Origin of the sequence: Escherichia sp. MOD1-EC6098, from assembly GCF_002965865.1 — a bacterium.
Classification (GTDB): Bacteria; Pseudomonadota; Gammaproteobacteria; order Enterobacterales; family Enterobacteriaceae; genus Escherichia; species Escherichia marmotae.
This window is the reverse complement of record NZ_PTSN01000014.1, coordinates 136194-149956: the sequence shown is the minus strand read 5'-3', so window position 1 is coordinate 149956 and position 13763 is coordinate 136194. Positions and strand designations below refer to the sequence as shown.

The window sequence follows — 13763 nt, the reverse complement described above, 5'->3', positions numbered from 1 at the left end:
CCTGCCCGTGGCGTTACTACAACGATCGCGATGTACGCACAATCGTTGAGCTGGGGAAAGCCATAGACTTCGATGCCAGAACGGCTATTCCATTCGAAGGTGAGCGCCATAATGCACTTGATGACGCCCGTTACCAGGCAAAATACGTTTCAGTTATCTGGCAAAAACTGATCCCGAGTCAGGCTGATTCTTAATGTTCAACTGTCGCCGGTTGTGACTGGTATTCTGCAACCGGCGCTCGTCTGATGTAAGAGATAAAGAAATCGATGAGCGAAGTAATCATGATTGTCTCTCCCGGCAAATGGGTATCCGAAGAGCAGTTAATTGCGCTGAAAGGAATAAAAAAAGGTACGTTAAAAAAGGCTCGGGAAAAATCGTTTATGGAAGGAAGGGAATATAAGCATGTCGCTCATGACGGTATGCCATGGGATAACAGTCCATGCTTTTACAACCTGGAAGAAATTGATCGCTGGATTGAGCGCCAGGCATCAGCGAGACCAAGACGTCATCTTACTTGACTAAAAGCCACACTAACTAATGAGAGAAGTTGAAATGAAATATCCGACAGGCGTGGAAAACCATGGAGGGAAATTACGTATCTGGTTTGTTTATAAAGGCGTAAGAGTCAGGGAAAATCTGGGGGTTCCTGACACAGCAAAAAACAGGCGCGTTGCAGGTGAACTACGCGCCTCTGTTTGTTACGCAATAAAAACTGGTGTTTTCGACTATGCAAAACAGTTTCCCTCCTCACGCAATCTGGAAAAATTTGGTGAGGCCCGACAAGATTTAACCATAAAAGAACTGGCTGAAAAATTTCTGGCACTGAAAGAAACTGAAGTCGCCAAAACATCACTCAACACATACCGTGCCGTCATCAAAAATATCCTGAGCATAATCGGTGAAAAAAATCTTGCCTCATCGATTAATAAAGAAAAATTACTGGAGGTTCGTAAAGAGCTACTGACTGGATACCAGATCCCCAAAAGTAACTATATTGTTACACAACCAGGGAGATCGGCTGTAACTGTAAATAATTACATGACAAATCTTAACGCCGTGTTCCAGTTTGGTGTTGATAACGGTTACCTGGCAGATAATCCGTTTAAGGGGATCTCGCCATTAAAGGAATCAAGAACCATTCCGGATCCTCTTTCGCGGGAGGAATTTATCCGTCTTATCGATGCGTGCAGAAATCAGCAAGCAAAAAATTTATGGTGTGTTTCTGTTTATACTGGCGTTCGCCCTGGTGAGCTGTGTGCACTTGGATGGGAGGACATAGATCTGAAAAATGGAACAATGATGATCAGGAGAAATTTAGCAAAAGACCGTTTCACGGTACCAAAAACACAGGCGGGAACCAATCGGGTCATTCATCTTATTAAGCCAGCAATCGACGCTCTCCGGAGTCAGATGACATTAACGAGACTGAGCAAAGAGCATATCATTGATGTTCACCTCAGAGAGTATGGCAGAACAGAAAAACAAAAATGCACCTTTGTTTTTCAACCTGAAGTGTCAGCGAGAGTAAAAAATTATGGTGACCATTTTACCGTTGACTCAATAAGGCAGATGTGGGACGCAGCGATAAAACGTGCCGGACTCCGCCATCGAAAATCATATCAGTCGAGACATACTTATGCCTGCTGGTCGCTGACAGCTGGTGCTAACCCGGCATTTATAGCAAACCAGATGGGCCATGCAGATGCGCAAATGGTATTTCAGGTATACGGAAAATGGATGTCTGAAAACAATAATGCACAGGTAGCTTTGTTAAATACACAGTTAAGTGAGTTTGCCCCAACCATGCCCCATAACGAAGCAATGAAAAATTAATTTAATATTTATCAAATAGTTAACACGCATGACTCTTGAAATCCATAAATTCAAGTGCCGTACCTAACCATCCTGATACCGCTGCCTTCACTAAATCCTTAGTGCTTCTTTCATGTTTTTCTATTGTCATAATTATTATCTCTAAATAAGAGGTAAGATGCGTACTGCTTATCCGCTGTTATTGATATTATTCAGAAAAAGTGAGTAAAACTTTGCAGCAATGCTTTTGATCATTTTCAAATAATGAAATAGCATCAGCGACATGTTGATAATCAAAGGTATGGGTAATTAATTTATCAGGGTTAATTAAACCTTTGCTTAGCCAGTCGATAACCACCGGAAATTTATTGGCATTTAACCGAGAAGAAAAAATAGAGAGTTCCTTGCCGGTAATTCCCTGTTGAATAACTTCAGACGGCTCACTGGAGAATCCCATTAACACAATTCGTGCCGCAGGAGATGCCAGCATAACCGCTTCTTTCAGAATTGATGGATGACAAGCGGCATCAATAATTAATGTTGGTTTAATACCCCTTTCAGCGAATATTTCGCCAAGCGGTGTCTGGCTGTTATTAATCGCCCAATCTGCTCCGCTCTCTTTCGCTTTGTCCAGTCGTTCATCAATGCGATCGGCAACAATCACATTTTTAACGTTATAGACCCCCTTTAATACCTGAACAATAGTCAGACCAATTGGACCTGCGCCATAAACCAGCACGGTGTCATCTTCAGTCGGTTGACCGTGTCCGGTAACGTTCGCCGCAATGGTAAAGGGTTCGATCATTACCGCGAATTTATCAGCCACTGCATCGGGAATTTTCCACGCGTTTTTTGCCGGAACTACCGCATATTCGCTAAAACCGCCGTCGGTGTGAACACCTAATACTGCTAGCGTTGTGCAGACGTTCGGCTTACCAATTGAACACGGATAACAATGTCCGCAACTGACTACCGGATCTACCGCAACACGTTCGCCAACTCTGGTGTTCACTACGCCTTCACCTACGGCATCAATCACGCCAAAAAACTCGTGCCCAATGACGCGCGGATATTTCGCAAATGGATTATGACCGCGATAAATATGACTATCCGATCCACAAATCCCGGCGAGTTTCACTTTTACTCGCACTTCACCCGCTGATGGGGTAGGTATTTCCCGTTCGATAATCGCCAGTTGATTCGGTTTTTCAATTAAGATGCTTTTCATTATTTTACTCCTTACCAGTTCCATAACGTGCCATCTTCCAGACGTGCGACTGGCAGATAAGCAGGTTCGTAGGGATATTTCGCCGCCAGCTTTTCATCGAACTCGATGCCAATACCTGGCTTGTCACCCGGATGCATATAGCCGTTATCGAAGCTCCAGTTGTGCGGGAACACTTCGAGCATTTGTTCTGAGTAGCCCATGTATTCTTGTACGCCAAAATTCGGCACCCACAGGTCAAAGTGCAAAGCCGCAGCCATGCAGACTGGTGACAAATCGGAAGGGCCGTGTGAGCCTGTGCGCACCTGATAAAGCGAAGCAAAATCCGCAATCCGACGCATACCGGTAATGCCGCCTGCATGGGTCAGCGTGGTACGGATATAGTCGATAAGTTGCTCTTCAATGAGCTGTTTGCAGTCCCAAATGCTATTGAAGACTTCACCCACCGCAATTGGCGTGACGGTATGTTGGCGAATCAGACGGAAACACTCCTGGTTTTCTGCGGGGGTCGGATCTTCCATCCAGAACATGCGAAAATCTTCAATGCTTTTACCAAAGCGCGCCGCTTCAATAGGCGTTAAGCGATGATGCATGTCATGCAGCAAATGTTCATCAAAACCAAACTTGTTACGTACCGCGTCGAACAGTTTTGGCATGAAGTCGAGATATTTTTCCGTTGACCACAACTGCTCTTCTGGCCACTGCCCTTTGGTTGCAGGTTCATAGGCCTGCCCTTTTCCTTTGGACATACCGTAAGTCGTTTTCATGCCAGGAATACCGCACTGCACGCGGATGGCCTTGAATCCCAGTTCCTGATGACGGGCATAATCATCCAGTGCCTCATCAATACTGTGACCGGTGGTATGGCAATAGACCATCACCCCTTCGCGAGAGGCGCCGCCGAGTAACTGGTAAAGCGGCATGTTGGCAGCTTTGGCTTTAATGTCCCATAGCGCCATATCAACGGCTGAAATGACCGACATAGTCACCGGACCGCGACGCCAGTAAGCGCCTTTATAGAAAAACTGCCAGATATCTTCGATACGGTGGGCATCGCGGCCTATAAGTTGCGGACACAGGTGATCCTGCAAATAGGACGCAACGGAAAGCTCGCGTCCGTTGAGGGTGGCATCACCAAGACCGGTAATACCGTCCTCGGTGGTGATTTTTAAGGTGACGAAATTACGCCCCGGACAGGTAACAAAAACTTCAGCCCCTACAATCTTCATGTTCTATTCCTTGCATCGCTTATCGTGATGCATGAAATCTACGCAACTGAGCTACTACCATACAAGTATGAAGATCAAAAAAAGCCAGAACGATCACAAAAAAAAGCGCATATTTGCGCCATGAATAGTTCTAAAAATAGTCAAAGCTTATTGTTTTTCAGTGCCCTGACAACACGTATGTCATTGATAATAAAATATCTTATAGACCAGAAAAATCAGGCGCGTCCCCAGCCAGCAACAATAATCAACATACCGCAAAGCGCAATTATCGCGCCTGTCCAGTCGTAGAGACTGAGCTTCACCCCATCCACCACACGCAGCCAAATCAACGCCGTACAGACATAAACGCCACCATAAGCCGCATAAACTCGCCCACTTGCTGCGGGATGTAACGTTAACAGCCAGACAAACAGCGCCAGGGAAATCCCCGCCGGAACCAACAGCCAGACGCTGGCATTTCGTTTCAGCCATAACCAGGGTAAAAAGCAACCCATGATTTCACACAGGGCGGTAACAAAAAACAGTAACGTTGTTTTAATCATCTTTGTCACTTATTGACATCATGTATATTTATAGGGCGACATAATATCATCAACATATACATCCTTCTGTTACGTTTCGTGTTCACAGTGGATCGTGTAAAATCGCCTTTAATCATTCATACAAGGAATGAATCATGAATATCACTCTCTGCAAAAAACTCAGCCTGCTCGCTTTTCTGCTGCCTTGCGCACTGGCATTTAGCGCAACTACTCATGCAGAAACTAACAAACTGGTGATTGAATCTGGCGACAGCGCACAGAGTCGCCAGCAGGCGGCGATGGAAAAAGAGCAATGGAATGACACGCGTAATCTGCGTCAGAAAGTCAACAAACGCACCGAGAAAGAATGGGATAAAGCTGACGCCGCATTCGATAACCGCGATAAATGTGAGCAGAGTGCCAACATTAATGCCTACTGGGAGCCGAATACTTTACGCTGTCTGGACCGTCGTACTGGCCGCGTAATCATCCCCTAACCTGTTATTGATATAAGGAATGTAAGGACACGTTATGACAAGCGCCCACAGTGTTAAGCTACGTCCGCTGGAGCGTGAAGATTTACGCTATGTGCATCAACTCGACAATAACGCCAGCGTAATGCGTTACTGGTTTGAGGAACCCTACGAAGCCTTCGTTGAACTCTCTGATCTGTACGATAAACATATTCACGATCAGAGTGAACGCCGTTTCGTCGTGGAATGTGATGGCGAAAAAGCCGGTCTGGTAGAGCTGGTGGAAATTAACCACGTCCATCGCCGCGCTGAATTTCAGATAATCATCTCCCCGGAATACCAGGGTAAAGGTCTGGCAACCCGCGCCGCGACATTAGCGATGGATTATGGCTTCACTGTTCTTAATCTCTATAAACTTTATCTGATCGTCGATAAAGAGAATGAAAAAGCGATTCATATTTACCGTAAGCTCGGTTTTACGGTCGAAGGTGAACTGATGCATGAATTCTTTATTAACGGTCAATATCGCAATGCCATTCGCATGTGCATATTCCAGCATCAGTATCTGGCGGAACATAAAACGCAGGGGCAGACTCTACTGAAACCGACCGCGCAATAGCATTAATAATAATCAATGGTATTTTTGATGGTGTAAACCCGTTCGACAGCGGGTTTTTCCCCCTCATCCACAATGATTAATTGGCAGTCCACCGGATTGGCGTGGCTGTCATATTCACAGGTCTGCCTGATATTACCAACCTGTTGATTATTCAGCAAAGTAATGGCCGTATAATCGAGTTTTTTGATCGGATCCTTTGACGGTGTCGCGGTGACAGATAACGTTTTGTCGTTGCTTATTGTCGTTTTACCCAGCGGATACCCCTGGCCATCATACCGATACTCCATCTTCATCTGTTTACTGCTGGCTTTAACCACGAAGCCATTATCATCGGTTTCCCAACTCACCCCTGCGGAAGGTAATTCCGCTAACTGACATTTCCCCTGTAAACGTACTCGCTTCTCCAGCGTCTGTGCATCACGGTAATAATTTGCGTCTAACACCAGGGCAACTACAGTATTATTCTCCAGATCCAGCAATTCGAGAGAATCAAAACAGCCTTCCTCCGATAAAGTACCTGAAACGCGCTTCGTTACTTCCCCTTGCTCATTTATTAATGTCTGAGTGAAATCCTTAACCGGACCACGCAGCGGATCAAAATCAAATTCATTAGAGAAACTGGCCATCTCTGGCGTAAAAGAGAGCGTTACTTCTGTGCGGTCACATCCTGTAAGCGTTATCGCGAGCAAACATGGCAGTAATTTGGCATTCACATCAGTCACCTGACAGTAAAGATGATTCTCAATCATAGTAGCAAATACAGTAATTTACACGTGAAATGCTATGCTTAGGTAGTAATATTCATGTAAGGAGCCAATGATGAAAAACGTCGCCTGTAGTGCCGCACTTCTGCTCGCCCTGGCCTCATCCACAGTGCTCGCCGCGTCGGATTCTTGTGAGCGTATAAAAAGCGATATTTCACAGCGCATTATCAATAACGGCGTCCCGGAAAGCAGCTTCACTTTAAGTATTGTGCCGAATGATCAGGTTGATCAGCCTGATTCACAGGTCGTCGGGCATTGTGCCAACGACACGCATAAAATTCTCTATACCCGCACCACCAGCGGTAATGTTTCTGCCCACTCTCAACCAACCCATGATAGTGGCCCTGCCGAACCGCAGCAATAAACCTGTGGCTGCCTGATACGACGCTTACGCGTCTTATCAGGTCTACGTCCAGGTCTGGCGCGTGTGGTATTGTTATGCACTGGTCTAAGATGCAGGCTGTGTTCACTAATCCACGCCATAACCCTTGCCGGGTTTGTGCGGGAATGAATCCTCATACCTGATGGCGAGATGATCGGGCGTGCGCTCTTTTATGGCCTGCATATGACCGTCGGAATGGCCGTCGCAGGTTAACAAATTAGTGCGGGTTACCCCGCACGTTTCAGGATGATAAGAATGACGCATTTTTCACAACAAGATAATTTTTCTGTCGCGGCGCGCGTGCTGGGCGCGCTGTTTTATTACGCTCCAGAGAGTGCAGAAGCCTCTCCGCTGGTTTCTGCGTTAACCGGCGACGGCTGGGATACCCAGTGGCCCTTGTCACAAACGTCATTAGCACCGCTGGTAACGACTTTTAAGGAAGAGTGTGAAGAGTCGCGTAATCAGGCCTGGCAACGGCTGTTTGTCGGCCCGTATGCGCTACCGTCACCGCCGTGGGGATCTGTCTGGCTGGATCGCGAATCGGTGCTGTTTGGCGATTCTACATTGGCGCTCCGTCAATGGATGCGCGAAAAAGGCATTCAGTTTGAAATGAAACAAAACGAACCGGAAGATCATTTTGGTTCACTGCTATTGATGGCGGCATGGCTGGCAGAGAACGGTCGCCAGACCGAGTGCGAAGAATTGCTGGCGTGGCACCTTTTACCGTGGTCGACACGTTTTCTTGAGGTGTTTATCGAAAAAGCAGAACACCCTTTTTATCGCTCACTCGGTGAGCTGGCCCGTTTAACACTGGCACAATGGCAGTCACAATTGTTAATTCCTGTCGCGGTTAAGCCTCTGTTTCGTTGAATAATCGTTAGTATGACCGAAAGGCGGTAACTGCACGCCTTTCGGATAAAATAAGTGACAACGTCACGATTAATTTCTCATAAAGCACATACAGCTTTTGCTCCAGACCCCTTTTCCCGCAAAATAGATGCCTGTGTTTAATTTGCCATTTCTGCTCATGCATCATCTACACATCTACCCGGATCTACGCACCATGTTCCGCCGTCTGTTTATTGCGACGGTGATCGGTATTCTCGCGGCTCTTGCCGTCGCAGGGTTTCATCATGCGATGCTGTTGCTGGAGTGGTTGTTCCTGAACAATGATTCCGGAAGTCTGGTTAATGCTGCCATGAACCTTTCGCCGTGGCGTCGCCTGCTAACTCCGGCACTTGGCGGACTGGCAGCAGGTCTATTGCTGATGGGATGGCAGAAATTCACGCAACAACGCCCTCACGCGCCTACCGATTATATGGAGGCATTACAAACCGATGGGCAGTTTGATTATGCCACCAGTCTGGTCAAATCTTTCGCGTCTTTGCTGGTGGTGACGAGCGGCAGTGCCATTGGACGTGAAGGTGCGATGATCCTGTTGGCAGCGCTTGCCGCCTCCTGGTTTGCACAACGTCTTACACCGCGTGAAGAGTGGAAATTGTGGATTGCCTGTGGCGCTGCTGCGGGGATGGCTGCGGCCTATCGCGCCCCGCTTGCCGGAAGTTTGTTTATTGCTGAAGTGCTGTTTGGCACCATGATGCTGGCCTCTCTCGGTCCGGTGGTAATTTCCGCCGTAGTGGCACTGCTTGTCAGCCATCTTCTTAATAATAGCGATGCTTTGCTCTACAGCGTGCAACTCTCAGTAATAGTTAAGACCCGTGACTATGCGCTGATTATTAGTACTGGTGTACTGATGGGACTGTGCGGTCCACTGTTTTTAAAGCTAATGAACGCCAGTCATCGGGGCTTTGTTAATCTCAAACTTGCGCCCCCCTGGCAACTGGCATTGGGAGGTTTGATCGTGGGACTGCTTTCCCTGCTCACACCGGCTGTGTGGGGCAACGGCTATAGTACGGTACAATCCTTTTTAACTGCCCCGCCACTGCTTACGGTCATTGCAGGGATCTTTCTTTGCAAACTTTTTGCCGTGCTGGCCAGCAGTGGTTCCGGCGCGCCAGGCGGTGTGTTTACGCCAACACTATTTATCGGACTGGCTATTGGTATGCTGTATGGTCGTAGCCTGGGGTTATGGCTTCCTGGCGGAGAAGAAATTACGCTGTTACTTGGGCTAACCGGGATGGCAACACTACTGGCTGCAACCACGCATGCGCCAATTATGTCGACATTGATGATATGCGAAATGACCGGGGAGTATCAGCTACTCCCCGGTTTATTAATTGCTTGTGTGATTGCGTCAGTAACGTCGCGGACGTTACACCGTGACTCTATCTACCGCCAACACACTGCGCAGCATGGGTAAGCGGATGTATTGCCCCAGTTCACGCTGTTCTGCGCGCGGCAAATAAGGCAGTTCGCCAATGAGCGGTGCCGGGAGTTTTTTACCCAATACATCTATGATTTCAGCGTAATGTGCTAACCCTGGGTTGATACGGTTAGCCACCCAGCCAATGAGCGGAAGACCATCGTTCGCAATCGCCTGTGCGGTCAGAAGCGCATGGTTAATACAGCCTTCCTGAATGCCCACCACCATCAACACCGGTAGCTGCTCCTGAACCACCCATTCAGAGAGCGGACGCAGGTCATTCATCAGACTACGCCAGCCGCCAGTGCCTTCGACCACCACATGGTCGACTTTATTCGTCAGGTTAGCCAGACCATTTGAAATGAGGGTGTAATTGATCGGGCAACTGTGCGCCACACTACTTTCTTCTTCGCTTAACGCAATGGGATTGACTGCTTCATAAGGCAGTTCAATAGATGAAACACTCTGCAACACCAAGGCATCTTTATTACGTAGCCCATCGGGTGTCTCTTTGCTCCCCTTCGCTACGGGTTTATACCCCGCAACCGTTTTTCCCTGGGAGGCTAACGCTTGTAGCAATGCGCGGGAAACCACCGTTTTCCCTACAGAAGTGTCTGTACCTGTTATAAAGAAACGCTTCAGCATCACTAACTCCACCGTTATGCTTCACAAATATAAGCCAGGAAAATAATTCAACTTTGGAAGTCTAAGTTATGCTTTCCTGCCCCAATTTGAGATAGCGCAAATTTTGGTAGAACAGTTAAAAAATGTTAACCCTGCAACAGACGAATCAACAAAGAACCGTTATACATAGCGTCTTTTACCAATGCGGCTCCCGCCATCGTCCCCTGATTAGAAAACTGAGTGCTTTCGACGCTAATGTGCTGGCTGTAGGCAGGAAGCGCCTGCTGACGGATGCTGTCAGAAATGACAGGGAACAGGATTTCTGCCGCTTTGCTTAACGGCGAACCAATCAGTATTTTTTGTGGGTTAAATAAATTCACCATGATGGCAAGAATGCGCCCAACATGCGCCCCCACACCGGTAATAATATCTTTTGCCAGCAGATCGCCCCGCAGTGCCGCCTGGCACAATGAGTCCACGGTTAACGGCTGTCCGTGTAACATCGAACTCATGGATTGATTCAAACGTAATTGCGCCAGTTCAAGAATGCTGTCAACACTGGCGATGGTTTCCAGGCAGCCGTGGTTACCGCAATAACAGCGTTTTCCATAGGGGTCGACCTGAGTGTGGCCTATCTCCACAAGGCTACTGCTTCCTGCGTGTAACAGATGACCATCGGTAATCACACCCGCTCCCACATTGTGATCGATAACCACCTGAATCACATCGCGCGCTCCGCGGGATGCGCCGAACAAGGCCTCGGCCATCGTCCATGCGCTGATATCATGCTGAATATAAACCGGTACACCGGTATGCTGCTCAAGCGCTTCACCGAGCGGCATCTCTTTTACGTCCTCGTAGAACGGCATACGATGTACAATACCATTTTCCGTATCAATAATTCCCGGCATGGTAATGGCAATAGAAGTCAGGCGCTCGAGTTTTTTCTGATGGCGAATAAAAAACTGATCAATATGAGTAATGATGCGATCCAACAGCGGTAATTCATCCTGCAGCGCCAACTCCAGCGAGTCTTCCACCACCAACTTGCTGCTTAAATCACGCAGTGCAAGAAAAATCTCGCCACGACTAATACGCAAAGAAAGATAGTGCCAGGCTTCCGTTTCTACTACCAACCCCACCGCCGGACGGCCACGGTTTCCAGCCTCTTTAATTTCCAGCTCTTGCACCAGGTGCGCTTCAAGCATTTCGCGGACAATTTTGGTAATACTGGCTGGCGCGAGCTGCGCCATGCGAGAAAGGTCGATACGCGAAATGGGACCAAGCTGATCAATCAGGCGATATACAGCACCTGCGTTGGTCTGCTTTATTTGATCAATGTGCCCCGGCTGGTTTTCAGCAACCACCTCATACTCCCTATATTTTCGCGCTCCGAAATAATCTGTAGGCTATGGTGAAGCACTTCAATGCGTAACGTCAAATTTTTACTTAGCCATGTGATTGACAGCACATTTTTCGGGATTTTTTGCTGAATTTTTCCTCATCAGAGAGCATTCAGTAGCTGAATACGAAAGTTACGTGCTGCCGGGCTTTGTTCATGATGTTTTGGCCAAACCAGCCACATCTCAGAAACCGCATCCTCTTCCGCAATAGATACCCAACGCATTTCATTGAGTTGTACGCGTTTGAAAGATGCGGGCAAAATCGAAACGCCAAGACCCGCGGAAACCAGGCCGATGATAGTCATCGCCTCGCCGACTTCCTGGGTGATGACTGGGGTGAGATTGTAACGTCGCATCAGGCCGAGAATGTCATCATACAGCCCCGTCCCTACGTGCGGATCAAAAAAAACAAAGGGTTCTTTTGCCAGTTCTGCCAGCGTTACATTCGATTTATTGGCCAAAGGATGATCATGCGGGATCATCGCCATAAGTGGTTCATGCACAATGACCGCGTGGTCCAGCGTCTCCGGCAACACAGTATTTCGTAGCAACCCCATATCCAGCGTCCCTTCGATAAGGGGTGCTATTTGCTCGCGGGTGTTCATCTCGCGTGTCTGCAAATGAACATCAGGAAATTCGCGACGAAACAGCGATAAGGTATCAGATACTGCGCGAATAAATGGCGCTGATGAGGTAAAGCCAATGCGTAACTCTCCCGCCTCTCCCTGATGCAGGCGTTCAGCGCGAGCGGCAGCGCATCCACCATAGACAGGATTTGCCGACTATCAGCAAGGAACTGCTTCCCTGCTGCCGTCAGCATTACGCTGCGATTGGTTCGTGCCAGCAGTCGCGCGCCAATTTGTTGCTCCAGTATCTGAATCTGCTGGCTTAGCGGCGGTTGTGAAATATTCAGTCGGGCAGCAGCGCGACCAAAATGCAGCTCTTCCGCAACAGCAATGAAGTAACGAAGGTGGCGCAATTCAATATTCATATTTTAAACATCTTATTTGAGACTATTAATATATTAGACATAACAATTCGATTTTCCTAATCTATTCCTAATCCCACATCACGGGCATATTTAGCAAGGATTTCAAGTGAGTCGTACTACAACTGTTGATGGCACTCCGGCAAGTGACACTGACAAGAAAAACCTTTCCCGGACAAACGAATTCATTAAACGCGGTACGCCGCAATTTATGCGTGTCACTCTGGCTCTATTCTCGGCCGGGCTGGCAACCTTTGCGCTTCTTTATTGTGTGCAGCCTATTCTTCCGGTGCTTTCGCAAGAATTTGGCTTAACGCCTGCTAACAGTAGTATTTCACTGTCAATTTCAACGATCATGCTTGCCATTGGTTTACTATTTACTGGCCCACTTTCCGATGCCATAGGTCGCAAGCCGGTGATGGTGACGGCACTACTGTTGGCCTCCATCTGCACGTTACTTTCGACGATGATGACTAGCTGGCACGGTATTTTGATTATGCGCGCCTTGATTGGTCTGTCGTTAAGCGGCGTAGCTGCCGTTGGCATGACCTACCTTAGCGAAGAGATCCACCCCAGTTTTGTGGCATTTTCAATGGGGCTGTACATCAGCGGCAACTCAATTGGCGGTATGAGTGGGCGCTTAATCAGCGGGGTATTTACTGACTTCTTTAACTGGCGAATTGCTCTGGCGGTTATTGGCTGTTTCGCTCTGACCTCAGCGTTAATGTTCTGGAAAATCCTCCCGGAGTCACGCCATTTCCGCCCATCCTCGTTGCGCCCAAAAACGCTGTTTATTAACTTCCGTCTGCACTGCCGTGATCAGGGATTACCCTTATTATTCGTCGAAGGTTTTTTGCTGATGGGGTCGTTCGTCACTCTGTTTAATTACATTGGTTATCGGTTGATGCTTCCCCCCTGGCATGTCAGTCAGGCCGTGGTTGGCTTATTATCGCTAGTCTATTTGACTGGCACCTGGAGTTCGCCAAAAGCAGGCACCATGACTACCCGCTTCGGTCGTGGTCCGGTGATGTTATTTTCGACAGGTGTCATGCTTTTTGGCCTTCTCCTGACATTGTTCAACCCACTGTGGTTGATTTTTGCCGGTATGATGCTTTTCTCTACAGGATTCTTTGCCGCTCACTCTGTCGCCAGTAGCTGGATTGGCCCACGTGCTAAACGCGCCAGAGGCCAGGCTTCCTCGCTGTATCTATTTTGTTACTATCTGGGTTCAAGTATTGCAGGGACATTAGGTGGCGTCTTCTGGCATAACTATGGCTGGAACGGCGTCGGTGCATTTATTGCCGTGATGTTGGTGGTCGCTATTCTGGTCGGAACACGTTTACATCATCGCCTGCACGCCTGAAAAATAAGCCCGGACTGAGTTAAAACCTGTCCGGGCT

General features: G+C 47.9%; 15 protein-coding genes and 2 pseudogenes. 10 read left to right on the top strand and 7 right to left on the bottom strand.

Annotated features, from left to right (window positions below; genetic code table 11):
* From C0K55_RS15810 to C0K55_RS15800, 3 genes are all read left to right on the top strand, one after another.
* A partial coding sequence (locus C0K55_RS15810) for a 3'-5' exonuclease (protein ID WP_088144370.1) occupies positions 1-194 on the top strand: 194 nt, incomplete at its 5' end.
* 72 nt (positions 195-266) lie between these two features.
* The gene (locus C0K55_RS15805; protein WP_000005552.1) at positions 267-518 is read left to right on the top strand and encodes an excisionase family protein; all 252 of its coding nucleotides are present in this window, start codon (positions 267-269) and stop codon (positions 516-518) included.
* A 34-nt stretch (positions 519-552) separates the two neighbouring features.
* Positions 553-1833: a tyrosine-type recombinase/integrase gene (locus C0K55_RS15800; RefSeq protein ID WP_000876979.1), complete on the top strand. Its 1281-nt coding sequence runs from the start codon at positions 553-555 to the stop codon at positions 1831-1833.
* Between the two features lie 187 nt (positions 1834-2020).
* Here C0K55_RS15800 and C0K55_RS15790 read toward each other — a convergent pair whose 3' ends face one another.
* The 3 genes from C0K55_RS15790 to C0K55_RS15780 form a co-directional block, all read right to left on the bottom strand.
* Positions 2021-3040 (bottom strand): Zn-dependent oxidoreductase, encoded by a 1020-nt coding sequence (locus C0K55_RS15790; protein WP_105266069.1) that lies wholly within the window; start codon positions 3038-3040, stop codon positions 2021-2023.
* A gap of 11 nt (positions 3041-3051) precedes the next feature.
* A complete protein-coding gene (gene rspA, locus C0K55_RS15785) occupies positions 3052-4266 on the bottom strand; it encodes a starvation-sensing protein RspA (protein WP_105266070.1) in 1215 nt (404 codons plus the stop codon).
* Between the two features lie 215 nt (positions 4267-4481).
* Entirely contained in the window at positions 4482-4808 is a 327-nt protein-coding gene (locus C0K55_RS15780) for a YnfA family protein (RefSeq protein ID WP_001516354.1), read from the bottom strand.
* 134 nt (positions 4809-4942) lie between these two features.
* Here C0K55_RS15780 and C0K55_RS15775 point away from each other — a divergent pair, with 134 nt between their 5' ends.
* Together C0K55_RS15775 and speG are read left to right on the top strand one after the other, a co-directional pair.
* Positions 4943-5284 carry a DUF1283 family protein gene (locus C0K55_RS15775; RefSeq protein ID WP_001027860.1) on the top strand — a complete coding sequence of 114 codons (342 nt, stop codon included), beginning with the start codon at positions 4943-4945 and terminating at the stop codon, positions 5282-5284.
* Between the two features lie 34 nt (positions 5285-5318).
* On the top strand, positions 5319-5879 hold the full coding sequence (gene speG, locus C0K55_RS15770) for a spermidine N1-acetyltransferase (protein ID WP_000199502.1): 561 nt from the start codon (positions 5319-5321) through the stop codon (positions 5877-5879).
* A 2-nt stretch (positions 5880-5881) separates the two neighbouring features.
* Here the strand turns inward: speG and C0K55_RS15765 are convergent, their stop codons facing one another.
* The gene (locus tag C0K55_RS15765; protein ID WP_085947941.1) at positions 5882-6592 is read right to left on the bottom strand and encodes a YnfC family lipoprotein; all 711 of its coding nucleotides are present in this window, start codon (positions 6590-6592) and stop codon (positions 5882-5884) included.
* 106 nt (positions 6593-6698) lie between these two features.
* On the opposite strand from C0K55_RS15765, the gene C0K55_RS15760 reads away from it, so the two are divergent.
* The 4 genes and pseudogenes from C0K55_RS15760 (at position 6699) to clcB (ending at position 9345) form a co-directional block, all read left to right on the top strand.
* Positions 6699-7007 (top strand): DUF1161 domain-containing protein, encoded by a 309-nt coding sequence (locus tag C0K55_RS15760; RefSeq protein ID WP_000799836.1) that lies wholly within the window; start codon positions 6699-6701, stop codon positions 7005-7007.
* 147 nt (positions 7008-7154) lie between these two features.
* Positions 7155-7238, top strand: a pseudogene (locus C0K55_RS26635) (hypothetical protein); the annotation flags it as partial.
* 42 nt (positions 7239-7280) lie between these two features.
* Positions 7281-7895 (top strand): Tat proofreading chaperone DmsD, encoded by a 615-nt coding sequence (gene dmsD, locus C0K55_RS15750; protein ID WP_000148720.1) that lies wholly within the window; start codon positions 7281-7283, stop codon positions 7893-7895.
* Between the two features lie 157 nt (positions 7896-8052).
* The gene (gene clcB / locus C0K55_RS15745; protein WP_071985624.1) at positions 8053-9345 is read left to right on the top strand and encodes a voltage-gated ClC-type chloride channel ClcB; all 1293 of its coding nucleotides are present in this window, start codon (positions 8053-8055) and stop codon (positions 9343-9345) included.
* Here clcB and bioD read toward each other — a convergent pair.
* The 3 genes and pseudogenes from bioD to C0K55_RS15730 all read right to left on the bottom strand — a co-directional run bounded on the left by bioD (position 9298) and on the right by C0K55_RS15730 (position 12366).
* Entirely contained in the window at positions 9298-9993 is a 696-nt protein-coding gene (bioD, locus tag C0K55_RS15740; protein WP_000919218.1) for a dethiobiotin synthase, read from the bottom strand. The genes clcB and bioD overlap by 48 nt on opposite strands.
* A gap of 125 nt (positions 9994-10118) precedes the next feature.
* Positions 10119-11339, bottom strand: a complete 1221-nt coding sequence (mlc, locus tag C0K55_RS15735) for a sugar metabolism global transcriptional regulator Mlc (RefSeq protein WP_000225254.1) — start codon at positions 11337-11339, stop codon at positions 10119-10121.
* 137 nt (positions 11340-11476) lie between these two features.
* A pseudogene (locus C0K55_RS15730) lies at positions 11477-12366 on the bottom strand (LysR family transcriptional regulator).
* A 106-nt stretch (positions 12367-12472) separates the two neighbouring features.
* Between C0K55_RS15730 and C0K55_RS15725 the strand changes: the two are divergent.
* On the top strand, positions 12473-13726 hold the full coding sequence (locus C0K55_RS15725; protein WP_000091861.1) for an MFS transporter: 1254 nt from the start codon (positions 12473-12475) through the stop codon (positions 13724-13726).
* The last annotated feature ends 37 nt before the right edge of the window (positions 13727-13763 follow it).